Here is a 21,078-nt window from a genome sequence, read left to right as displayed (position 1 = left end):
TTTACGCGACAATTTTATGGGTGAAGACTCAAAAGATAGGGCAAAATCAGGTATCTTCAAGGAGAGAATCAAAGATTATATGGGTAAATCGGATTTGTTGTTGGAATTATACAGCAACTTAAGCACAACAGGAGCGGTAACTTTCAGCTCAAAGGCATTAGTTAATAAAATGTTATCGCATACCAATCTGCAAGGTGCTAAACTAATTGTGGAACTTGGAGGCGGGGACGGAAGCATTACACAGGGGATAGTAGATCGAATGGACCCAGGTTCAGAACTTTTAGTTTTTGAGATCAGTAAATCTTTTTGCGAATCTATGGAGAAGATGTTTCCTCAGCAAAATGTCCGCATTATTAATGATTCTGCTGAAAACATAGCCGACTACTTAGAAGGAAGGAAAGTAGATTATATTTTATCCTCATTACCTTTTAGTTTTATTCCACCAGAAGTGAAAGACGCTATTCTTTCCAACTCCAAAATTGCATTGAATCAAAGCGGCTATTTTATACAGATATGCTATTCCTATCTGTTGAAAAATCTTTTTAAAAAGCACTTTGATAAAGTTAGTTTAAGTTTTACTTTAAAAAACCTTCCGCCAGCATTTGTGATGGTATGTAGCTAAACCCTAGTCATGGAAGTTCTTAGAACAGCCATTTTAGATAAGCTCCAGCGAAATAAAGGAGAAATATTCAGCACGGCTGAAGTTGTCATGCAAATGTACCCTGAAGATTGGGAGCTCTTTCTCGAAGAGGTAAATACTACTGCAATAGCACTACAGCAAGAAGGGCTTGTGGCGATTACTTCAGTTGAGGAGGCTACTGATTTCAATTTCTTAAAGTCGAAATCTCTAGAGCTCTCATCTCCAAGCAAAACTTAAGAAGATTCTCCCGAGTTGGATATTCAAGATGTGCAAAAAGCTATGGATGTAGTCTTAGAATTACCAAAAACTGAAGTGCATATTCCTAAAGGATTGGACCTGATTACCTTGGGTGCTGGTTGCTTTTGGTGTATAGAAGCAGTTTTTCAACGAATTAATGGAGTTGAGAAAGTAGTCTCAGGATATTCAGGAGGATATATAGAGAACCCTAGTTATGAGCAAATTGGTAGTGGAACCACGGGGCATGCAGAAGTAATTCAGGTTTACTTTGATCCCGAAGTAATAAGCTTAACTCAACTTTTGGAGATTTTTTGGGCTACACATAATCCCACAACTCTCAACAGACAAGGAGCTGATGCAGGCCCACAGTACAGATCTTCTATTTTCTACCACAATCCTGAACAACAAAAGTTAGCATTAACTTTAAAAGCCCAATTAAATATGTCTAATGTGTTTGAAAGGCCAATAGTAACAGAGATCACAGCCTATGCTAACTTTTATCCAGCGGAAGATCGATACCAAGATTATTTCAACCAAAACGGTACTCAACTTTACTGTCAATTCGTAATTCTTCCAAAAGTGAATAAGCTGAAAGAATTTTTTGCAGAACGCTTAAAATAGTATATGTATATCCTCTTTGTTACCAGTAAATAGATAAAAGCGACTTAATAGATGGTATACCCTAGCTTTGAGGCCGCTTCGGTCTTCGGTCATCCCCGCCTGTAGTTCGGGCAGGGGTCTTCCAGCCAACCAAGCAAAGAATCTAAGGCTACTGGCATCATTGCGGATAATCATAAAATAGTATTTAGTACTTTTGCCTTGCAAAACCCACTTGCATTTATGAAGAGAACTAGAGCACACGAATCCAGAGCTGCGATCGAGCGATTGTATATTACGATGAGACACCTTTTTACCAGAGGTAGTTATAAACCAATGGGAGTATCTGGTGAAAGTCTTGTTGATGCATTACGCGTGTTGAGTCCTGAGATCTACGGATTGGTTACGGACAATGAAAAAATCGAATTGGATGGTTTGCTTTACGTCATGGAGCGACTTCCAAGAGGCATTGAAGAGTGTCGGTTTGTACGTCTTATTAGCCGGGAAGGCTATGAAACTTCAAAACTAGAGGCGATTGTTCCGGCCAAGCGAAAGAGAAATTGCTACCGACTAGATGAGCACATCATGTATGTGGAGATGACCAGAGGCCGTTCTGATATCTACGATATTTTGACTCACTTGACATTTTTATACATAGAGTCAAACAAAATCTATAACAATAGCACAGATCCTAAAGGGAAAATTTCTACCAATTGGCTGATGCTCGAAGAGTTTGTACAAAAGGAAGCGGCAGGTGAGGAGTTTGAGAAGGAAGCAGCTTCTGCATACTTAAGTCACCTGATCGGTAGAACTTACGAAGAGACGATTCAGGCTGTAGATAAATTTGAGAAAAGCAATAATTCCAATAGCCTATTTTCCATTGTTTATCACATGGGAAAACTAGCACAGGAGGAAGCAACCAAAAATCTGGACCGCGAGATTTCATTTTCCACTACGCTTAGAGAGCGAATCGGCCATCACGTGTATGGAGAAATGTGGGCAAGAAGAATAAAAATTGCCTTGGATGAGCACAATTTACTGAAGCGTCCTATCCACATTATTTCTGCCAACCTTCACTCGGTTGTGAATACAATCTACGCTCCTCAATTGCTAGGTCTGAAGAACTACGAATCACTTGAAAAGGTGGTAATGGATATCTCTGTCAAAGCCAAAAACAATAAAGGTCAAGCCATTGATAAATATGCTGCAAATCATGGGTTTATCAATCTGCCCGATGAGTCAGGGACCAACATTGGCGCGCAGATCATAGATACTGCACTTTTGGAGAAAGATGAATTAATCCCTGGAGTGAAGTTGCCAAAAGAGCATTCAAAGCGACCAGTGTTTGTGGTGATGGATTACGCGTTTGGTGAGCAAGCGTATGAATGCTTTGATGAGTTGCTTAAGCCATATAATAAAGATGGAAAGCAAATTCCTCTCGACATAGTTTCTACCTCTATTATGGGAAAAGCTGGAATTTTATACGGTGGCAAAGGCGACTTAATGATTCCAAATGCACACGTATTTGAAGGAACTGCAGATAACTATCCTTTCAAAAATGAACTGAAGAAAGCAGATTTTGAAGGTTTTGGACTGGGCGTATATGAAGGGCCTATGATTTCGGTTTTGGGTACTTCTCTTCAGAATAAAGACATCCTAACCTACTTTATGGAATCTTCATGGAAAGCAGTTGGTCTTGAAATGGAAGGTGCCCACTACCAAAAGGCCATTCAGTCGGCATCCAAAATCCGTAAATCCATTCGCTCCAATGTGAAAGTACTTTACGCTTACTACGCTTCAGACAATCCATTGGAGACTGGAAGTACGCTTGCTTCAGGAGCTCTGGGAATGGAAGGAGTGAGGCCTACCTATTTGATTACATACAAGATCTTGGAGAAGCTTTTTGGGTAAATTGGGAAACCCAAAAGTCGCGGAGGGTGGCACAGAGAACGCGAGCAAAAATTGTTTTTTTTGTGATTAAAAAGGGTCTGTGGAGATACAGACCATGAGGATGCAATGACTCTTAGAGGAAATGCTTCGGATGATTTGTAGCATCTAGTCTTACTCTATCGTCTTTTTATAAATCCTTTCAATGAAATACTATTTAGCACTTCCGGTACTACTTCTTCTATTTCTCCAAAGTTGTCAGGAGGATAATGTGCCGATTGGCTGGATAGAATTCTACTGGGATCAAACTGGTTGTGCTGATCCATGGAACACAAACTCAAACACATCTAATGCAGAAACGGAGAATGCCATCGAAGATTACCTGAAGGTAGAAGGAGTGAAGAGAGCAAAAGTATTATCGATTACGGGAGATGGTGTAGTGCAAGGTTGCTATGCATGTTTTTGCACTACTGGAAAGCGTTTTAATGTGGCAGTTCCAAAAGATCAGAAAAGCAAGATGCTGGATTTGGGATTTAAGGAATCAAGCTAATCGAATAATATAATGTAGCCAAAAGCTATAAAGTGCCCAGAAATGATCCTTGGGCACTCTTTTTCATCAATCACTTTTAGATTTTATCGGAATCCAAAACTCCTCCTCGGAATCCGGGTCATTATTCTTGTGTTTTTCTCCCATCACAGCAAAATGAGGTCGATGATCCAATTGGTATTCTGAACTTGGCATCCAGGTGCCCAAAATATATTGATACATAGCGGGAGCTTCACTAGCTTTTCCCTTAAATAGGAATACTGCATAAAGACCGGAGGGAATAGTCAGCTTTTCCATATCCTCTGGTGGAGATTTACCATCCTCTACCTTCACGGCAGCCCATTTATCGAACTCATTTGCAGGAGAAAAAGTATCGAAATAGGAGAGGGAATCATATACTTCTACAGAATACAGATCATCGCCTATACTATTCAAAATCTCTTTTTTTCTAGGCATAAAAGATTTCCAAAGCTCTTGAGTTCTGTTGTTCAAGAAGTTCATTCTCACTTTTTTACCTATGAGTAATGTTTCAGGAAGATTTTTAATAGTTGGTGCCATCTTAAAATTTTCAAAGTGTTTAGGTGAATAGTTACTCCAGCTGTTTTTCTAAAAAGCTACTAATATTTTCCCCCAATAACTTATATCCCTTTTTTTTATAATGCACATCATTTGAACCTATTCCATGATTCTTGTGAATCTTTTTTGACTTTTGATAGATGTCATTGATTAGTACATCATGTTTTTTCATCACGGAGATCGCAGCAGTATTGTATTTTTCTGGATCAGTTGTAAATCTGCCAGCTTCTTCTTCTGGAACATAAGTGGTAGTCACAAAAACCAATTTGGCATCGGTTTTTGATTTGATCTGGGTCACCAGCGAGTCCAGATTTTTAGCATATTCCTCCACCGAATAAGTAACTGTCCCATTGACCTTATCTCGGTTACCATAGGGTTTTGCATCAATATGTCTGTAGGCAAGGTCCCACAAACCCCAATTAAACTGTACAATCTCCCACTCTTCATTCCCAAGCCATTCATCTATTTTTTCCAGCCCAGTTCCAGTGTGCTGAGCATTGCCAGGATTGTGGGTGACTGTTGCTTTCCCTTTGAAATGATCTATTACAAATGGCGTATACCCTATAGAAATAGAATCTCCAATAATCAAAATATTAGGCTGTTTTACCCTAAACGCAGTTAAGCAAAGTAAAATCAGTAAGGCGTAGGATAGAATACTTTTGTTCATTCTTTTAGAATATTTAGGCTTTTCAATTGATTAGCTACCAGGCTATCCCGTAATCATCTCCATAATCACTACTCCCTCCCCAGAAGGTTCCATGCTTCCAGTCAAACCATATCGCGTTGACTGGTCCGGAAGTCTTGTTCCAAAGTTCTATGTTATAGCCTTTTTCTGCTAATTCTTTTCGTAACCAAGTTGGTGTATCTTCTCTCACAACCATAGCTCCTGGACGCGATTCATGATCTCCAAAGGAGCTTTGCATTTGATAAGAATTGAAGTTTGCTGCTTCTGTAGCTTCCTGAACATTCATATCGAATTCCACAATATTCAAGAAAAGCTGCAAAAGATTCTGATCTTGGGAGTCTCCGCCTTGCACTGCAAATGCAAGCAAAGGCTTCCCATCCTTCATTGCTAAACTTGGAGTGAGTGTTACTCTGGGCCTTTTTCCTGGCTCGGGAAGATTGTATGGGCTGAGTTTTTCATCCAAGACGAAACTTTGCATTCGCTGTGACAAGCCTACTCCTGTATTGCCTGCAACTACCGCAGGAATCCAACCGCCACTTGGAGTGACAGACACTACCCAGCCTTCAGCGTCTGCAGTTTCCACAGAAGTAGTACCGCTTTGAAAGCCAGAGATAAAATGTTCGTCAAGAGTCGAATTGAACTGATCTGGAGTAAGCGAAGCCATGGCCTCTTGATTCTTGTTTAGAATATCCAGGTAGGGATTAGTTCCACCTTGAAAAGGATAGGGGTCACCAGCTGTGATTTTTGGATCGTTTACTTCTCCTATTAATTTGGATCGTTCTTTCGCGTATTCTTTCGAGAGTAACCCTTTCATTGGAGATTCAACATAAGCTGGATCCCCATAATAAAAATCTCGGTCTGCAAAAGCCAAATTCATTGCTTGATAAACTGTATGGATGTAATTGGCGGAATTGTATCCCATAGACTTAAGGTCAAAATTCTCCAGAATATTCAAAGATTGAAGCAACACAGGACCCTGAGTCCACTCTTGCAATTTGTAAACATCAATTCCCTTGTAATTGATGTGCAGTGGCTCTTCAATTTTCACTTTCCAATTAGCCAAGTCGGCTTCCGTAAAAAGTCCACCTTGTTCCCGTGTTCCTCTTACAATTTCCTTTGCAATATCACCTCTGTAAAACCTGTCATATGCTGCATAGATTGCTTCTTTTCTGGGTTTTCCCTCTTTCAAAGCTTTCTTTTCAGCTTCTACCAATTTGGATAGTGTTTGGAGTAAATCATCTTGAATGAAGATCTCGCCCACTTCTGGAGCCTCCCTTTCTTCCCCTAAATGAGGGAGGAAAATCTTTGTTGAATAAGGCCATTCTTTGATTCGAGCTTTCTGAGATTCCATCGCATTAGCAGTTTGTGCTTCGATAGGATATCCTTTAGCAAGTTCCATAGAAGGTTTGAGGACCTGCTCTAGACTCATGGTGCCATATTCTGCAAGCATGGTCATTATACCGCCGGGAGTTCCAGGAGTAGTGGCTGCCAGTGGTCCATATTGAGGTGGGTAATCCATCCCCTGAGATTTATAAAACTCAACTGTAGCTCCAGTGGGAGCATATCCCAATGCATTGATTGCAATTACCTTTTTCGTATTTGGGTTGTATATCAATGCCTGAGTTTCTCCACCCCAAGAAAGCACATCCCACATAGTTGAAGTGGCTGCAATCATCGCGCAGGCAGCATCTACGGCATTTCCACCTTGTTGAAAAATAGTAGCTCCGGCAGTTGCCCCTAGTGGTTTTCCAGTAATCGCTACCCAGTTTTTTCCATGAAGTATGGGCTTATTGGTTGGGGTAGTTCCAGCTCCCAAGCCTGGTAAACCTTGGCCAAAGGAGTTCATACTCAGTAATAGCAATGTGATTAGATATATTTTTTTCATAGAAAAAGTGATTTGATTACAAGATCTAAATCGTGTATGGATTTAAATCATCTTTGAAATTGAGTGTGTTGGCTAAACTAAAATATGAAGTAGAAAGTAATCATTTCGGTTTCTGAATTAAAACCAAATGAAGATTCAGGATAATTTTCAATATAGCTTAATTGATAGATTGAAGCCAGATCAAATCCTTTAAACTTGGATTGAATTCGATATTAGCACTTTCTAAAAGCCAACTATTTGTGTTTCTGTACAATTAGGGGCTATATTTGAAGAGGCGTAAACGAAAGCGCCTCCTTTTTATAATACTACAATCACTCAATTTGGACTTCTCATCATTTAATTTCGAAACCTCGCTCCAAGAAGGACTGGATGCAATGGGTTTTGAAAAACCAACACCAATCCAAGAAATGGCCATTCCGGTCATCATGGAAAATAAAGATCTTATCGCCTGCGCCCAGACTGGGACTGGTAAGACCGCAGCATTTATCTTACCGATTCTTAACAAGATCAGTAAGGATGGAACCACTACATTAAATACGTTGATATTGGCACCAACCCGTGAGCTTGCTATTCAGATCGATCAGCAGATTCAGGGTTTTTCTTATTTCTTGGGAATAAGCTCAATACCGATTTATGGTGGTGGAGACGGCATCGTCTGGGAGCAGCAAAAGAAAGCCCTTGAAACTGGTGCAGAAATCATCGTGGCTACTCCAGGGCGTCTGATAGCTTTGCTGGCTGGGGGGAAAATAGATCTTTCTACGCTGGAGCATTTGATTCTGGATGAAGCAGATCGTATGATGGATATGGGATTCTCAGATGATATTCTTAAGATCGTCAATTACCTTCCTAAAGATCGGCAGACAGTACTTTTCTCAGCAACCATGCCTCCAAAGATCAGGCAGTTTAGCATGAAGTTTCTGAATAATCCTGCAGAAATATCTATCGCCATTGGCAAAACAGCAAAAGGTGTGACTCAATCCATGTACTCTGTGTACGATACACAGAAGGAGGAATTGGTCAGAAACATACTTTCTCAAAAAGCTTACGAAGCTGTAATCATTTTTGCTTCGACCAAGGATAAGGTAAAGTCACTTTACAAAGTGCTCAGAAAGCAATTTGAAATAGAAGCATTCCACTCAGACCTCGAGCAAGTCGAGCGTGAGAAAATCATGTCTGCTTTCAAAAATAAGTCTGTTAAAATTCTTATTGGTACGGATATTATTTCCCGTGGTATTGATGTAGTTGGAATCGAATTGGTCATTAATTACGATACGCCTTCCGATCCTGAGGACTATGTTCATAGAGTAGGGCGTACGGCTAGAGCAGATATGGAGGGCGAGGCAATTACTTTTGTCAATCCTAAGGATCAGTACAAATTCGATAATATCGAGAAGTTGATCGGCATGAAAGTCACTCAAAATCCACTTCCAGAGGGATTTGAAGCTGGTCCAAGCTACACTGGAACTGCTTCTAAAAGCAAATCTGACTTCGGGTCAAAGAAAAAGTCAGGATTTAATAAGAACAAGAAATCAGGTTCTGGGAATAAAAGAAAGCCATTTCCAAGGAGAGAAAACACTAATCCTGGAGCGCCGGTTGAAGCAAGTTCCAAACCTGCGGAATCTAAAAAACTGGCGGAACCAAAGACTGCTACTGAACCAAAACCAGCCAAGCCAGGTAAATTTGGAAACCGGAAAAATGTGATAGATCCAGAATAAGCTATTAATTAAGTCATTGCGATTATGAAGTACTTCAATTAACTTGAAGTACTTTTTATTTTTAAATCGTATCGTAATGCAATACATAAAACTCAAATCAAGAGGTTCCTCTGTATCATTTTTACAGGAACTCTTAAGAAAGTTAGGTTATGACGCTCCTTCTTCCGGTTATTTTGGTGTTGAGACAGATTTAGCTGTCAAGGATTTCCAGAGTAAAAATCAACTTGTAGTTGATGGGGAAGTAGGAATCAAAACATGGACCATGCTTTTTGACAAAACGAAGCCAGCCGAAGTTTTTGGTGGCATATTTCTCGGTGAGCAGGATCTGGTAGATTTCTCAAAAAGGTATCAGGTCGATCTCGCAGCCGTAAAGGCAGTAAATGAGGTTGAAAGCTCAGGGAAAGGATTTTTCATAGATGGAAGGCCAAAGATTTTATTTGAAGGCCATATTTTTTGGAGGCAATTGAAAGCAAGGGGAATAAACCCAGAAGATTTTGCCAACGATACAAATCAAAATGTCCTTTATAAAAGCTTTACTAGAAAGCACTACTTAGGTGGGCCAAGAGAGTATGAGCGTTTAGAACAGGCAGCAAGCATATCTTCAGAACCACGATTTAGAGAGGCTGCATTAGCCTCAGCATCTTGGGGGAGTTACCAAGTAATGGGATTTCATGCTATTCCGTTGGGTTACCCTTCTGTTCAGCAATTTGTTGATGAAATGTACATCCATGAGCGGAATCACCTAGAAGTTTTTGGACGATATATTTTAAAGAATGGTTGTTTAGAGCATTTGCAGGCTAAGAATTGGGCGAAATTCGCTAAATGCTACAATGGCCCAGCATATGCTACCAATAAGTATGATGAAAAGATGGCTAAAGCCTATTTGAAATTTTTAAAAGATTAAACGCTATGGTACTGAAAGAATTAATAAGACTTTTTGAGCGGGATATTGAGCGGTTGAAAGCAGAAATCAACGCCTATTCCAAGGAAGAAAATCTATGGAAAGTGGAACACAACATTACCAACTCGGCAGGTAACCTTTGCCTTCATTTGGTCGGGAACATGTCTAATTTCGTAGGAAAAGAGATTGGTGGTTTCGACTACACTAGAGATAGAGAGTTTGAATTTGCTGGGAAGAATGTTCCAAAAGCTGAATTGATCGCGATGGTTGAGAAACTTCAAAATGTAGTGACCGCCAGCCTGGAAGGTCTGGATGAGAGCATGTTAGATAAGGATTATCCGTTGGAAGTACTTGGCGGTAAAATGTCTTACAATTTTTTCCTGATTCACCTCTTTGGCCATTTTAGCTACCATTTAGGGCAGATTAATTACCATAGGAGGTTGTTGGATAAGTAATATAAAACAGCTTGAACCTAAAAAGTCCCGATAATTCGGGACTTTTTGGTTTGAAGAAATCGTAATTCCTAATAAAGAACTCTGAATCGGATTGTTCCTGGGATTTGTTTCAACGCATCAATCGCCTCCGTGGAATAGGCCTTGTCGATATCTGTGATCACATAACCGATCTTCTCATTAGTCTTTAAGTACTGTCCCACAATGTTGATTTCGAAGTTTGCCAAAATCTGGTTGATTTTAGCCAAAACTCCAGGCTCGTTCATGTGAATGTGAATCAGTCTATGCGCATTTTGTAAGAAAGGCAACTGGATATTCGGGAAATTCACAGAGTTGTAGGTGTTGCCTGTGTTGATGTATTCCATGATTTTCCCTGGAACGAAGCGTGCGATATTTTCCTGAGCTTCAGAAGTACTTCCTCCTATGTGTGGAGTAAGAATCGTGTTTGGAAGACCGATGAGTTCTGAGGTCAGGGGTTCGGTATTGTTTTTTGGTTCCTCAGGGAATACATCCACTGCACAGCCTGCAAGATGACCGGAAAGAATTGCGTCTCTCAAAGCAGGAATTTCCACCACATGTCCACGGCTTAGATTGAGCAAGATTGCCCCCTTCTTCATCAAGGCGATTTTCGATCTGTCCAAAATGTTTGCATTCTCTTTTCTGCCATCCACGTGAAGTGTGATCACGTCGCATAGGCTAAGCAACTCGTCAAGGCTGTCGATTTTGGTTGCATTTCCAAGTGCTAAGCGCTCAATCACATCGTAATAGAATACGTTCATTCCCATACTCTCCGCAAGAACCGAAAGCTGGGCCCCAATATTTCCGTAGCCAATAATGCCTAGTTTTTTACCTCTGATTTCAAAGCTTCCACTTGCAGATTTATCCCATTTGCTTTGGTGGAGTGCAGCAGTTTTATCTGCAAAACCTCTCATCAGGAAGATGATCTCTGCGATTGCCATTTCCACCACAGATCTGGTGTTGCTGAATGGCGCGTTGAATACCGCTATCCCTTTTTCCTGACAAGCTTCCAAATCAATCTGATTGGTACCAATACAAAATGCACCAACTGCGATCAATCGATTGGCATTTTCCAGGACCTTACGCGTAATATTAGTTTTGGAACGGATACCTATGATGGATACATTCTTGATTTTCTCGCAAAGTTCTTCCTCAGACATAGCCGAGCTTACTACTTCTACTTCGTAGCCTTCTTCTTTGAGTAAATCAACACCGATTTGGTGGACATTTTCAAGGAGCAATACCTTGATTCTGCTTTTCGGGTAAGAGAATTTCGTGTTCAAATTATTAACGTATAAGATTTCATCTAAACTAGGCGCAATGTGATCAGCCTCTTTGGTTACTTTAGGACGATTTACATTTTCAGTAAATGCATAAAACTTATTGGCTAGACCTGATTTTTTGATTTCATAATCAGTATATCCATCACCGATCACATAGATTTCGCCTTCTAGATTGATTTTTTTGATCGTTTCCGCTTTTCCATTATTCTGAGAGAGAGGATTGTCACGATTAAAGTCTACAATGTTATCTGCATCATCATAGACAAATTCATTTGCAAAAACATTGTTTTCATGAATTCCATAAGCTCCTACTATGGGTATAATGAAGTCCTTGAATCCATTGGAAACGATGTAGATGTTTTCAGAATTTTCCTGAAGAAATTCCTTATTTCGCTCAAAGGACTTGGAAACTTTCTTTTTCAAAGCAGCGATCAAATCAGTGATTTGGGATTTATTAGCTTTGAGTATTTCAATTCGTTGGATCAAACTGTCACGAAAGGTCACATTTCCTTCCATTCCCTTATCAGTAATGTCCTTTATCGCTTGTAGTTTTTCTTCTCTTTGAGGATCATTTAGAAGACTGATTTCGCCAAGGATATCGAGGGCTTCTACTTGAGTGAATGTGCTATCAAAATCGATGATAAATTTAGTAGGATGAGGCATGTGCAGGGTCAAAAGGTTAATTAGCACGTAAAATTACAGGATTGTTAAAAAAATTGAAGTTTTATTGAAAAAATTGTTTAAAATCTTTTTCGCAATCGATTTATTTGTAATAGATAGGCTAAATAGGCAGGAATTCCGAATTGCTATAAGTTTGCCAAACATTTGAGCTTTCCTTTTTCTCTCCAAATCTTAGGCGTATTTTTGAGCCTAAATCATTTACGCTATGAAGAAATCATATTTATTTATACTCGGTTGTGGAATCGCATTGAATACTGCTTGTCAAAATCAGAAAGCGGATTCAACTGCTGAAGAAGTAATAACTGAAGTAAGCTCTGTCAAAGAAATCCCCGGAAACTATGGAGCAGATCTTGAAGTTGCCGACGTGGTTTCTCCTGCGGAAATGATTTCTGTGGTTGAAAAAGAAGGAAACTTTGAAGGAAAGATTGCAGGTGAAATTAAGGAGGTTTGTACCAAGAAAGGCTGCTGGCTTACTATGGATCTACCAAATGGAGAAAGTATGCGCGTTACCTTTAAAGATTACGGATTTTTTGTTCCGACTACATCTCAGGGTTATCCTATCATTTTGGAAGGCGTGGCTATATTGACAGAAACGGATGTCGAGACGTTGAGACATTATGCTGAAGATGGTGGAATGAGCAAGGAAGATGTAGCAAAAATCACTGAGCCTAAGCGTGAAATTACCTTTGAAGCTGTTGGAGTTGTGATTAAAGATAAAGCTTAATTTATATGCCAATAGCGCTTGATAATCTGCGTGTAGGTAGAAAATACCAATTGATCAACATGGGAGAAATCAGACAATTGGAGATTATCTCCCGTCTGAGAGGGACTAATTTCAAAGTGAAGGACCTTGATACACTGGAATTCTATACTATAGAAGAGTTATTACAGTGGGGCATAGGCAAAGACTACGATATCGATGAGATTTATCGATAGAAGGCTATTTTGATAGCCCTTTCTTATTGGATATTCGCCATTTTCAATACTAATCAGACATGAGTAATAAAAGTACCATTAAGGCAATTGCAAAGGCCAAATGTCCGAAATGTCACGAAGGAGATTTATTCTCAGTTCCTGTATATAGCTATAGAAAATTGTCTGAGGTAAATAAGACATGCTCTGTTTGTGGGGCGAATTTTCATGCAGAACCCGATTTTTTCTATGGAGCTATGTATGTCAGCTATGCTTTTTCGGTAGCGTTGGTTATTACTACTATGGTAGTTTTGAATGTGTTGATGGAGCGCCCTGAGGTCTGGATGTACCTAACCGTGGTAGCAGTTTCAAATGTGATTTTATTACCCTTGATGCTTCGTTACTCGAAAGTTTTATACCTCTATAATGTTGGTAAGCTGAAATATCGCGGATACTGATTTTATAAATATTTTTTGGGTGAAATCAGAATTAGAACGAGTGATATTGATACTAATAGCAGGAAAAACAATGCGGGTAACCCACCAATAACTGACAAGATCCTCACCCCGTCAATTCCTGAAAAAGTAATCATAACCCAAGATAAGAAGCCGATTAGGACTCCCCAGATCACTTTCAAATTTGTATCTGATCGAAATGGATCTCCAGTTTGCTTTTTCATACTGATACTTGCCAAAGCATCTGTGCTGGAATCTGCGGCTGTTACATAGGAAATGAAAATACCAAGGATGAAGAGTTGGGCAAATACTTTGAAATAGCCCATGTCTTCAAAAACCTTATAAATAATTGATTCTGGCCCAGAATTTAGAAATAGATTCTTATAAATAAGAGGATTATCGGCTGCAAAATCCAAGGTAGTTCCTCCGAATATTCCCATCCAAATCAAACAAAAGAGGGCTGGAAAAAGCCAGTTTACCAATAGAAACTCTCTGACAGTTCTACCAATGGCTATTTTCCCAAGGAATAGCGCTGTCATTGGTGCCCAAGCCATCCACATGGCAAAATTAAATGTGGACCAATCATAGGTCCAAGTATTTCCTGCACCACTCAGTTGTAAGCTGAGGTCGGCGAAATTTGTGAAGTATTCCTTGAAGCCAATTCCAATTGAACTGAATATTTGGGCTTTTTCTCCTAAAATCACAAATAGGATAGCGATCAGGAAAAAGAAGCCCAAATTAAACAGAGACAGGTTTTTGATCCCTTTTTCGATACCTGTTGAAGCGGAAATTATGAAGGTTATTAAGATTGCCAGCGTAATTAAGCCAGTCAGAAACGTAGGGTCTAGATCTGGGAAGAAAGCCAAAAACCCACCGGATAAACTAAGAATCCCAGCTCCTAGTGCTGCTGCCATTCCAGTTACAAGTGCAAAAAGACTGAACATATCCAGTCCAGTTTCCCAGAATGGATGAGGAGAACTTCCAAGAATGGGTCTAAGCATTATTCCCAGGCTAAATCGGCTTTTACCTGAGTAGTACATTAAGGCGAAAACTAATGCTGGAACGGCATAAATCGCATAGGGTGTAAATCCCCAATGAAAATACAATGCGCCCAAAGCAAAGGACTTGGCTTCTTCTGAATTCGGTTCAAATCTTTTAAAGTCCGGCGGAAAGAGGAAATGCGAGAGCGGTTCTGCACTTCCCCAAAACAAGATCCCAACTGCTATGGTTGTGCAGAGAACTATTGCAAACCAGCTGATTCTATTTAGTCTTGGAATCGCATTTTTGCCGCCTATTTTATACTTTCCTATGGGTGAAAAGAGTGCAGCAATGGTAAGTAGTGTCATCAGCAAGGAAACCCAGCTAAATCCTAGGCTAAAGTTGCGAAGTATCAGTTGCTGTATATTCCTGAAAACTGAGATAAATGATTCTGGGAATATGATGCTACTGAAAACTGCAACAATTAATAGAATAAAAGGTGGCCAAAAGACCCAAGGGCGAACATTAAAACCGAAAAATATAGTGTTTCTTGTCATGAATCAGGAAGATACCGGATTTCGAATTCCCACAAAAATGAATGAATATTTCGTGTTTAAATCCTAAAAGCATCTCCAGTGAATAAAATTAAATCCATTGCACTTTATATAATGGCCATTTTTTACCTACTAGCTGGTCTTAATCATTTTATAAATCCAGAGGGTTACTTGAGATTGATTCCAGAATACCTTCCCAATCATTTCCTTTTAAATATAATGGCAGGGATATGTGAAGTTAGTTTTGGTATAGGTCTATTAATTCCTAAATCAAGGCCTCTTGCATCCTGGGGAATAATTATCATGCTTATAGCTTTCATTCCTACTCATGTCTATTTCATACAGCTAAATTCCTGCATAGAAAACGGCCTTTGTTTACCACCTTGGACAGGTTGGTTTAGGTTAGTGATTATCCATCCTTTATTGATTTATTGGGCATATTTATACACTTCTAAGGAGTGAAGAAAATCCCAGAATTTAATATGATTTCAAAATGTTGTTAGTATTACTAACTTTTTGAAAGATTTGTTAACTTTTTCAATAGATCAGCGTTATGAGGGTAGTCAAAAAGAATTTTTATGGAGAATTTGTTGAATAACATCAAGATGGAGGTGCATGATAATCTCTACCTTAAGGAACCTTTCAGCTCTGAGTTGGGAAGTTCCATAGTGCAGGAGGGAGCTATCCTCATTCGTAATTTGGGGATGGAAAATTTTACCTTTAAAAAATTGGCAATTCATATTGGTGTCACAGAAGCAGCCGTTTATAGATATTTTGAAAATAAACACATGTTGTTGCTGTATCTTACCGCCTGGTATTGGGCATGGATGGAAGTCAATTATGTGTATGCTACTGCAAATTTGGAAAGCAGCAAGGCCCGACTTACCATTGCCATGAAACTTATAGTAAATGGCCCGTTTTTCATGAGAAACGCACATTTAGACCCAGAAAACCTACGAAGCATAGTCGTTAATGAATCACTCAAAGGATACCTGACCAAGACTGTAGATGTAGAGCATGAAAATGGAATTTTTGCTCAAGTTTATAATTTCGGTGAGCGTATTTCTGAATTGATTTATGAGATAAACCCCACTTATCCTTATCCAAAAACCTTGGCTTACACAGTCATGGAGGCCAGTTTACTTCATGCATTCAATGCCAAGCATTTACCAGGTATGACGGAGCAGTCCCTGGATTCTAAAAACCGTCTAGTCTTTTTTGAAGATTTAATACTAAAGGCAATTTCCAATGAATAATTCAAATACAACCACTCCGATGAAGCGATTTTTCAATCTGCTGAAAGAGGAAAAGGACCAAGTATATTCTATTTACTTTTATGCAATATTGAATGGTCTGGTAGCGCTTTCTTTGCCACTCGGTATTCAGGCGATCTTAAACTTCGTGCTGGGTGGTAGGATCACTACTTCTTGGGTTATTCTAGTTTTGGTGGTTGCTGCAGGGATAGCTTTCGGAGGTTTCTTGCAAATTTCACAACTACAGATCACTGAGAAATTGCAACAAAGAATATTTGCAAAATCAGGTCTTTCCTTGGCTTATAGATTGCCAAAGATCAAGTCAGAGCTTCTACACGGATCTTATGCGCCTGAGATTGTAAATCGTTTTTTTGATACAGTGAATCTCCAAAAAGGTGTCTCGAAAATTTTGGTGGAATATTCTACTGCCCTAATACAAGTGATTTTCGGATTAATACTCTTATCCTTTTATCACGCCACATTTATCCTTTTTGGAATTGTGCTGGTTCTGATATTGATCACAATCTTCTATTTCACCAGTCCAAAAGGAATGGCTACTGCGCTGAAAGAGTCCACCTACAAATACGAAACGGCCTATTGGCTGGAGGAAATTGGAAGAACGCTAAATACCTTTAAGCTAGTAGGAGGGAATTCGAAGCTTCCCATTCTTCGTGTAGACAAATTGCTCAAGCGTTACATTGATTTTAGATCGAATCACTTCGCTGTTTTGATACTACAATACAAGGTTTTGATTGGGTTCAAAGTTCTGATTGTCACCAGTTTGCTCATAGCAGGGAGTTTGTTGCTGATCAATGAGCAGATCAGTATAGGGCAATTCGTAGCGGCAGAGGTGATTATCCTAATGGTAGTTAACGCGGTGGAGAAGTTGATTCTTTCCTTAGAAACAGTTTATGATACGCTAGTGGCTTCTGAGAAACTGGGTCAGGTCATGGATATCGAGCTTGAAGACCACAAAGAGTCAGAAAAGGACATCACCCAGCAGTCCAACGGGATTAAGCTGGCGATGGAAAATCTTGTTTTTCAGCCAAAAGATGTGAGTAAACCTATCGTGAATGGAGTCACACTCACTATAGAGCCAGGAACTAAAGCTGTAATTACCGGCAAAAGTGGGAGTGGTAAAAGTGCTATGCTGGCACTCTTTTCTGGGCTTTATCAGACCTATAAAGGCACTATTAAAATCAATGACCTTTCACTTGAACTGATTCATTTGGATAAGTACCGCTCAGTAGTAGGTGACTGTATGGAATTGCAGCAGATATTCCACGGATCTATTTCCGAAAACATCCTAATAGGAAGAGAAATTGATAAGGGTCAATTGGATTTTCTTATTGAATTGGTTGGTTTAAAGGAGTTTATATACCAATTACCCGAAGATTTGAATACTATTTTACTGCCAGAAGGAAGGGGGCTTTCCAGGAAAATGGCTCAGGCAATTATGCTGGCTAGGGCTCTAGTAGGCCAGCCTAAAGCCATGATTTTGGAAAATGCACTGCAGCATCTCGATAAAGATGTAAAGGAACGGGTGCAATCTTACTTATTTCGAGGAGATTGGACCTTACTAATGGTTACCCAAGATAAAGATGTAATCCAATCCGCCAATCAGGTAATCGTGATGGATAATGGGTACCTGCTCTATCAAGGAAATCAATCTGGATATCAAAACTTTTTAAAACCTAACTCATAAGTAAAATGTTAAATATCTCTGAAAATAAAATCTTGGATAGAAGTCATTTTGAGCATACAGAAAGCCTCAAGATGACTGTTGCGAGCAAGCAAAAGAAAAGGAGAGTTAGGATTCTTTTTGTGTCCTGCTGCGTAGTGTTCCTTATACTCTTCCTTCCTTGGACCCAGTATATCCGCTCCAAAGGCTATGTGACGATGCTACAGCCAGAGCACCGGGCTCAGACTATTCAATCGGTGATTGCCGGAAGAATAGAAAAATGGTATGTGAATGAAGGTGTTTTTGTTTCCAAAGGAGATACGATTGTGAGTATCACAGAAGTGAAAGATGAGTATTTCGATTCTTTGCTTCTGCCTAGAACGCAGCTACAAGTACAGGCCAAAAACTTATCTGCATTGTCTTACAAGGAAAAAGTTAAGGCTTTGGAGAGTCAGATAGAAGCTTTGAAGCGAAATAATATTCTGAGAAAAGAGCAGGCTAGAAACAAGCTGGAAATGGCCGAGTTGAAAGTAGAATCGGATAGTATTCGGTTTGAGCAGGCCAAAGTAAATTTTGAAATCGGAGTGAAACAATTGGGTAGAGCAGAAAAACTATATGAAGAAGGACTACGCTCACTCACTGATCTAGAAACCCGCAGACTTAAGTTTCAGGAAGTGCAGGCTAGTGTCATTGGTGCAGAAAATAGTTTGCTGAGTAGTAGAAATTCCTACATCTCAGCAGTGCTGGAGCTTGATGCGATAGATAACGACTTTAGAGACAAGCTTTCTAAAGCAGAATCTGATATGTTCACAGCTCAATCCAGCCAATATGATGCTGAAGGCTCAGCCACAAAACTGGAAAATCAATATTCCAACTATGAAGCCAGAACAGGATTTAGACATATTTTGGCACCTCAGGATGGATTTATAGCAGAAGCAATTCAAGTAGGGCTAGGAGAGACCATCAAAGAAGGTGATCAAATAGTAAATATCGTACCGTCAAATGGTAAGCTCGCTGTAGAGATGTTTATCTCTCCGGTGGATTTGCCGCTGATGGAAGTAGGGAAAAAAGTACGGTTTATCTTTGATGGCTGGCCAGCAATTGTTTTTACAGGATGGCCTAGAATTTCCAATGGTACTTTTGGAGGTGTAATAGTAGCTGTAGATCAGTTTGCAGGAAAGTCTAATCAGTTCAGAGTGCTGGTAGCTGAAGATCCAGAGGAGGAGCCTTGGCCATCAGTCTTGCGTGTAGGTTCTGGAGCAGATGGAATCGCCCTACTTAATGATGTACCTGTTTGGTATGAACTCTGGCGTCAATTAAATGGCTTCCCTGCGGATTTCTACACCAGAAAAGAGAAAGAACAAATAGCAAAAGGACAGAAATGAAAAGATTATTTTTTACTTTCTTACTTTTAATCTATGGATTAATCACTTATGGTCAAGATACTGATACATTGAGGTTTGAGGCGTATATGGAATGGGTGAAATCTTATCATCCTATTTCTGCCCAAGCAGATATTATGCTTACCATGGGAGATATGGAAGTCCGAACTGCAAGGGGCGCTTTTGACCCTTTAGTGTACGGTAATCTTGACGAGAAAAGCTACGACGAAAAGGCCTATTATGATAAAAGAGAGGCAGGGATTTCTATCCCAACTTGGGCTGGAATAGAACTCAACGGAGCTTTTGAGCAGAATACTGGTCAATACCTAAATCCTGAAAATTCTGTTCCAACTGGAGGATTGCTTTCTGCTGGTGCATCGATTAACCTTGGCCAAGGATTAATATTGGATGATAGAAGGGCTGGCTTAAGAAAGGCTCAGATTTATCAGCAATCCACCGAATCTGAGCGTCAAAGGCTTCTAAATGAATTGTATTTACAGGCAACCGGAGCTTATTGGAATTGGTCTTTGGCTTTTGCAAATAGGGAATTGCAAGCGGAAGGTGTAGAACTAGCCAAAGTTAGGTTTAGGGGCATCAAGATTAGTTTTGAGCAAGGAGATTTTCCTGCTATAGATACAGTAGAGGCTGCTACACAACTTTTGAACAGGGAATACAACCTGCAAAAGGCCGAAAATGAGCTTTTCATGCGGACACAGGATCTCAATAATTTTCTTTGGGATGCTTCTGGAAATCCGATTGCATTAGACGCTCAGATTAAGCCAGAGGAGTTATTTTCGGATCAGCCTCTGATTCTAAATGAGGAGGAATTGCGGATTTTGATTGCTGATCATCCAGAATTAATGTTAGCAGATTTTGAATTAGCTAGTTTGGACGTGGAAAGACGCCTTAAAGCCCAACAGATTATTCCTGTAGTAAAACTGAAGTATAATTTTCTAACAGAGAATCTCAATGAATTTGATCAGACAGGCTTTTTTGAAAATAATTACAAATGGGGATTGACTGTTTATACGCCACTGATGTGGAGAAAAGCTAGAGGAGGCATGCGTTTGGCGGAGGCCAAAATAGATTTTAAACAAAATTCTAGAGACTTGAAAGAACTTCAGCTTCGCACAAAACTTGAGAATGAGCTCAATAGTTGGAATGTAGTAAATGATCAGATTAGCACATACACCAGAAATGTAGCTGCTTTACAGATGTTACTTCAAGGGGAATTGAGAAGGTTTGAGATAGGAGAGAGTAGCTTGTTTTTAGTCAATAGCAGGGAGGTTTCTGTCTTCAGTTCCCGAGTTACCTTGAATGAATTATTATCTAAAAGAAAAATTACTTATGCCAAGACTAGATTTGCTGCCGGTGTAGGATTTGAGTAAATTAGATACTTGCTATGCTAAATCCAGTATTAGATAGTTACCGTAATTTAAATTGAAACCAAATATCTGATTTTATGCCTGCCTTTGTAATAGTGGAAGTTGATATCACAGATCCTGAAAAGTACAATGCCTATAAGCAACTGACTCCTGCGACAGTGTCTGCATTTGGGGGAAAATTTGTTCTACGCGGAAATCCTGTAACTGTATTGGAGGGAGAATGGGATCACGAACGACTCGTCATGCTACAGTTTCCTACCAAAGAAAAAGCTGAAGCTTGGTATAATTCCGAAGGATATCAACATGCTAAATCTGTGCGGGAAGGTGCTGCTAATGCTAAATTTCTATTGATAGAATCATAAATTCACTTCGCA

Annotated in this window: 22 protein-coding genes; 17 read left to right on the top strand and 5 right to left on the bottom strand. The window is 39.6% G+C overall.

What is annotated here, in order from left to right:
- Positions 1 to 16: 16 nt before the first annotated feature.
- The 5 genes from LV83_RS03460 to LV83_RS03435 all read left to right on the top strand — a co-directional run bounded on the left by LV83_RS03460 (position 17) and on the right by LV83_RS03435 (position 3,911).
- Positions 17 to 622 (top strand): class I SAM-dependent methyltransferase, encoded by a 606-nt coding sequence (locus LV83_RS03460; protein WP_317046649.1) that lies wholly within the window; start codon positions 17 to 19, stop codon positions 620 to 622.
- A 9-nt stretch (positions 623 to 631) separates the two neighbouring features.
- Positions 632 to 877: a hypothetical protein gene (locus LV83_RS03455; RefSeq protein WP_111610148.1), complete on the top strand. Its 246-nt coding sequence runs from the start codon at positions 632 to 634 to the stop codon at positions 875 to 877.
- 42 nt (positions 878 to 919) lie between these two features.
- Positions 920 to 1,498 (top strand): peptide-methionine (S)-S-oxide reductase MsrA, encoded by a 579-nt coding sequence (gene msrA, locus LV83_RS03450; RefSeq protein WP_111610513.1) that lies wholly within the window; start codon positions 920 to 922, stop codon positions 1,496 to 1,498.
- Positions 1,499 to 1,717: 219 nt separating this feature from the next.
- Positions 1,718 to 3,385 (top strand): DUF6909 family protein, encoded by a 1,668-nt coding sequence (locus LV83_RS03440; protein ID WP_111610146.1) that lies wholly within the window; start codon positions 1,718 to 1,720, stop codon positions 3,383 to 3,385.
- 181 nt (positions 3,386 to 3,566) lie between these two features.
- A complete protein-coding gene (locus LV83_RS03435; protein ID WP_111610145.1) occupies positions 3,567 to 3,911 on the top strand; it encodes a hypothetical protein in 345 nt (114 codons plus the stop codon).
- Positions 3,912 to 3,977: 66 nt separating this feature from the next.
- Here LV83_RS03435 and LV83_RS03430 read toward each other — a convergent pair whose 3' ends face one another.
- From LV83_RS03430 to LV83_RS03420, 3 genes are read right to left on the bottom strand one after another with little or no spacing between them, the layout of a single operon-like run.
- Positions 3,978 to 4,466, bottom strand: coding sequence for a GyrI-like domain-containing protein (locus LV83_RS03430; protein ID WP_111610144.1), 489 nt, complete (start codon positions 4,464 to 4,466; stop codon positions 3,978 to 3,980).
- A gap of 31 nt (positions 4,467 to 4,497) precedes the next feature.
- Entirely contained in the window at positions 4,498 to 5,151 is a 654-nt protein-coding gene (locus LV83_RS03425) for an SGNH/GDSL hydrolase family protein (RefSeq protein WP_111610143.1), read from the bottom strand.
- A 34-nt stretch (positions 5,152 to 5,185) separates the two neighbouring features.
- Positions 5,186 to 7,054: a gamma-glutamyltransferase family protein gene (locus LV83_RS03420; protein WP_111610142.1), complete on the bottom strand. Its 1,869-nt coding sequence runs from the start codon at positions 7,052 to 7,054 to the stop codon at positions 5,186 to 5,188.
- 320 nt (positions 7,055 to 7,374) lie between these two features.
- Here LV83_RS03420 and LV83_RS03415 point away from each other — a divergent pair, with 320 nt between their 5' ends.
- From LV83_RS03415 to LV83_RS03405, 3 genes are all read left to right on the top strand, one after another.
- Complete coding sequence (locus LV83_RS03415) at positions 7,375 to 8,769, top strand: DEAD/DEAH box helicase (RefSeq protein WP_111610141.1); 1,395 nt, start codon at positions 7,375 to 7,377, stop codon at positions 8,767 to 8,769.
- A 76-nt stretch (positions 8,770 to 8,845) separates the two neighbouring features.
- Positions 8,846 to 9,673: an N-acetylmuramidase domain-containing protein gene (locus LV83_RS03410; RefSeq protein WP_111610140.1), complete on the top strand. Its 828-nt coding sequence runs from the start codon at positions 8,846 to 8,848 to the stop codon at positions 9,671 to 9,673.
- Positions 9,674 to 9,678: 5 nt separating this feature from the next.
- Positions 9,679 to 10,125, top strand: coding sequence for a DinB family protein (locus LV83_RS03405; protein ID WP_111610139.1), 447 nt, complete (start codon positions 9,679 to 9,681; stop codon positions 10,123 to 10,125).
- Positions 10,126 to 10,193: 68 nt separating this feature from the next.
- Here the strand turns inward: LV83_RS03405 and serA are convergent, their stop codons facing one another.
- Positions 10,194 to 12,086 carry a phosphoglycerate dehydrogenase gene (gene serA / locus LV83_RS03400; protein WP_111610138.1) on the bottom strand — a complete coding sequence of 631 codons (1,893 nt, stop codon included), beginning with the start codon at positions 12,084 to 12,086 and terminating at the stop codon, positions 10,194 to 10,196.
- 223 nt (positions 12,087 to 12,309) lie between these two features.
- Here serA and LV83_RS03395 point away from each other — a divergent pair, with 223 nt between their 5' ends.
- Genes LV83_RS03395 through LV83_RS03385 form a run of 3 tightly spaced genes read left to right on the top strand, consistent with a single transcriptional unit; the run spans position 12,310 to position 13,474 of the window.
- Positions 12,310 to 12,828: a DUF4920 domain-containing protein gene (locus tag LV83_RS03395; RefSeq protein ID WP_111610137.1), complete on the top strand. Its 519-nt coding sequence runs from the start codon at positions 12,310 to 12,312 to the stop codon at positions 12,826 to 12,828.
- Between the two features lie 5 nt (positions 12,829 to 12,833).
- The gene (locus LV83_RS03390) at positions 12,834 to 13,040 is read left to right on the top strand and encodes a hypothetical protein (RefSeq protein ID WP_111610136.1); all 207 of its coding nucleotides are present in this window, start codon (positions 12,834 to 12,836) and stop codon (positions 13,038 to 13,040) included.
- Positions 13,041 to 13,099: 59 nt separating this feature from the next.
- Positions 13,100 to 13,474: a DUF983 domain-containing protein gene (locus LV83_RS03385; protein WP_111610135.1), complete on the top strand. Its 375-nt coding sequence runs from the start codon at positions 13,100 to 13,102 to the stop codon at positions 13,472 to 13,474.
- Positions 13,475 to 13,476: 2 nt separating this feature from the next.
- Here the strand turns inward: LV83_RS03385 and LV83_RS03380 are convergent, their stop codons facing one another.
- Positions 13,477 to 15,006 carry a BCCT family transporter gene (locus LV83_RS03380; protein WP_111610134.1) on the bottom strand — a complete coding sequence of 510 codons (1,530 nt, stop codon included), beginning with the start codon at positions 15,004 to 15,006 and terminating at the stop codon, positions 13,477 to 13,479.
- 78 nt (positions 15,007 to 15,084) lie between these two features.
- Here LV83_RS03380 and LV83_RS03375 point away from each other — a divergent pair, with 78 nt between their 5' ends.
- From LV83_RS03375 to LV83_RS03350, 6 genes are all read left to right on the top strand, one after another.
- On the top strand, positions 15,085 to 15,465 hold the full coding sequence (locus LV83_RS03375) for a DoxX family protein (RefSeq protein WP_245946985.1): 381 nt from the start codon (positions 15,085 to 15,087) through the stop codon (positions 15,463 to 15,465).
- A gap of 116 nt (positions 15,466 to 15,581) precedes the next feature.
- The gene (locus LV83_RS03370) at positions 15,582 to 16,259 is read left to right on the top strand and encodes a TetR/AcrR family transcriptional regulator (RefSeq protein WP_111610132.1); all 678 of its coding nucleotides are present in this window, start codon (positions 15,582 to 15,584) and stop codon (positions 16,257 to 16,259) included.
- Positions 16,252 to 17,961: a peptidase domain-containing ABC transporter gene (locus LV83_RS03365; RefSeq protein ID WP_245946984.1), complete on the top strand. Its 1,710-nt coding sequence runs from the start codon at positions 16,252 to 16,254 to the stop codon at positions 17,959 to 17,961. The genes LV83_RS03370 and LV83_RS03365 overlap by 8 nt, the downstream gene beginning before the upstream one ends.
- 5 nt (positions 17,962 to 17,966) lie before the next feature.
- Positions 17,967 to 19,322, top strand: coding sequence for an HlyD family secretion protein (locus LV83_RS03360; RefSeq protein ID WP_111610131.1), 1,356 nt, complete (start codon positions 17,967 to 17,969; stop codon positions 19,320 to 19,322).
- On the top strand, positions 19,319 to 20,707 hold the full coding sequence (locus LV83_RS03355) for a TolC family protein (RefSeq protein ID WP_111610130.1): 1,389 nt from the start codon (positions 19,319 to 19,321) through the stop codon (positions 20,705 to 20,707). Before LV83_RS03360 ends, LV83_RS03355 begins: the two co-directional genes overlap by 4 nt.
- A 74-nt stretch (positions 20,708 to 20,781) precedes the next feature.
- Positions 20,782 to 21,066: a DUF1330 domain-containing protein gene (locus LV83_RS03350; protein WP_111610129.1), complete on the top strand. Its 285-nt coding sequence runs from the start codon at positions 20,782 to 20,784 to the stop codon at positions 21,064 to 21,066.
- The last annotated feature ends 12 nt before the right edge of the window (positions 21,067 to 21,078 follow it).

Origin of the sequence: Algoriphagus yeomjeoni (assembly GCF_003259505.1) — a bacterium.
Classification (GTDB): domain Bacteria; phylum Bacteroidota; class Bacteroidia; order Cytophagales; family Cyclobacteriaceae; genus Algoriphagus; species Algoriphagus yeomjeoni.
Note: the sequence above shows the minus strand (reverse complement) of the source record. Positions and strands in the feature narration are given on the sequence as shown.

Bases quoted from the DNA above. Each gene is read 5' to 3' on its own strand.
- LV83_RS03430 (WP_111610144.1), bottom strand. From the start codon at position 4,466: ATGGCACCAACTATTAAAAATCTTCCTGAAACATTACTCATAGGTAAA.
- LV83_RS03355 (WP_111610130.1), top strand. From the start codon at position 19,319: ATGAAAAGATTATTTTTTACTTTCTTACTTTTAATCTATGGATTAATC.
- LV83_RS03435 (WP_111610145.1), top strand. From the start codon at position 3,567: ATGAAATACTATTTAGCACTTCCGGTACTACTTCTTCTATTTCTCCAA.
- LV83_RS03370 (WP_111610132.1), top strand. From the start codon at position 15,582: ATGGAGAATTTGTTGAATAACATCAAGATGGAGGTGCATGATAATCTC.
- LV83_RS03350 (WP_111610129.1), top strand. From the start codon at position 20,782: ATGCCTGCCTTTGTAATAGTGGAAGTTGATATCACAGATCCTGAAAAG.
- LV83_RS03380 (WP_111610134.1), bottom strand. From the start codon at position 15,006: ATGACAAGAAACACTATATTTTTCGGTTTTAATGTTCGCCCTTGGGTC.
- msrA (WP_111610513.1), top strand. From the start codon at position 920: ATGGATGTAGTCTTAGAATTACCAAAAACTGAAGTGCATATTCCTAAA.
- LV83_RS03360 (WP_111610131.1), top strand. From the start codon at position 17,967: ATGTTAAATATCTCTGAAAATAAAATCTTGGATAGAAGTCATTTTGAG.
- LV83_RS03440 (WP_111610146.1), top strand. From the start codon at position 1,718: ATGAAGAGAACTAGAGCACACGAATCCAGAGCTGCGATCGAGCGATTG.
- LV83_RS03395 (WP_111610137.1), top strand. From the start codon at position 12,310: ATGAAGAAATCATATTTATTTATACTCGGTTGTGGAATCGCATTGAAT.
- LV83_RS03420 (WP_111610142.1), bottom strand. From the start codon at position 7,054: ATGAAAAAAATATATCTAATCACATTGCTATTACTGAGTATGAACTCC.
- LV83_RS03405 (WP_111610139.1), top strand. From the start codon at position 9,679: ATGGTACTGAAAGAATTAATAAGACTTTTTGAGCGGGATATTGAGCGG.
- LV83_RS03365 (WP_245946984.1), top strand. From the start codon at position 16,252: ATGAATAATTCAAATACAACCACTCCGATGAAGCGATTTTTCAATCTG.
- serA (WP_111610138.1), bottom strand. From the start codon at position 12,086: ATGCCTCATCCTACTAAATTTATCATCGATTTTGATAGCACATTCACT.
- LV83_RS03455 (WP_111610148.1), top strand. From the start codon at position 632: ATGGAAGTTCTTAGAACAGCCATTTTAGATAAGCTCCAGCGAAATAAA.
- LV83_RS03460 (WP_317046649.1), top strand. From the start codon at position 17: ATGGGTGAAGACTCAAAAGATAGGGCAAAATCAGGTATCTTCAAGGAG.
- LV83_RS03425 (WP_111610143.1), bottom strand. From the start codon at position 5,151: ATGAACAAAAGTATTCTATCCTACGCCTTACTGATTTTACTTTGCTTA.
- LV83_RS03390 (WP_111610136.1), top strand. From the start codon at position 12,834: ATGCCAATAGCGCTTGATAATCTGCGTGTAGGTAGAAAATACCAATTG.
- LV83_RS03410 (WP_111610140.1), top strand. From the start codon at position 8,846: ATGCAATACATAAAACTCAAATCAAGAGGTTCCTCTGTATCATTTTTA.
- LV83_RS03385 (WP_111610135.1), top strand. From the start codon at position 13,100: ATGAGTAATAAAAGTACCATTAAGGCAATTGCAAAGGCCAAATGTCCG.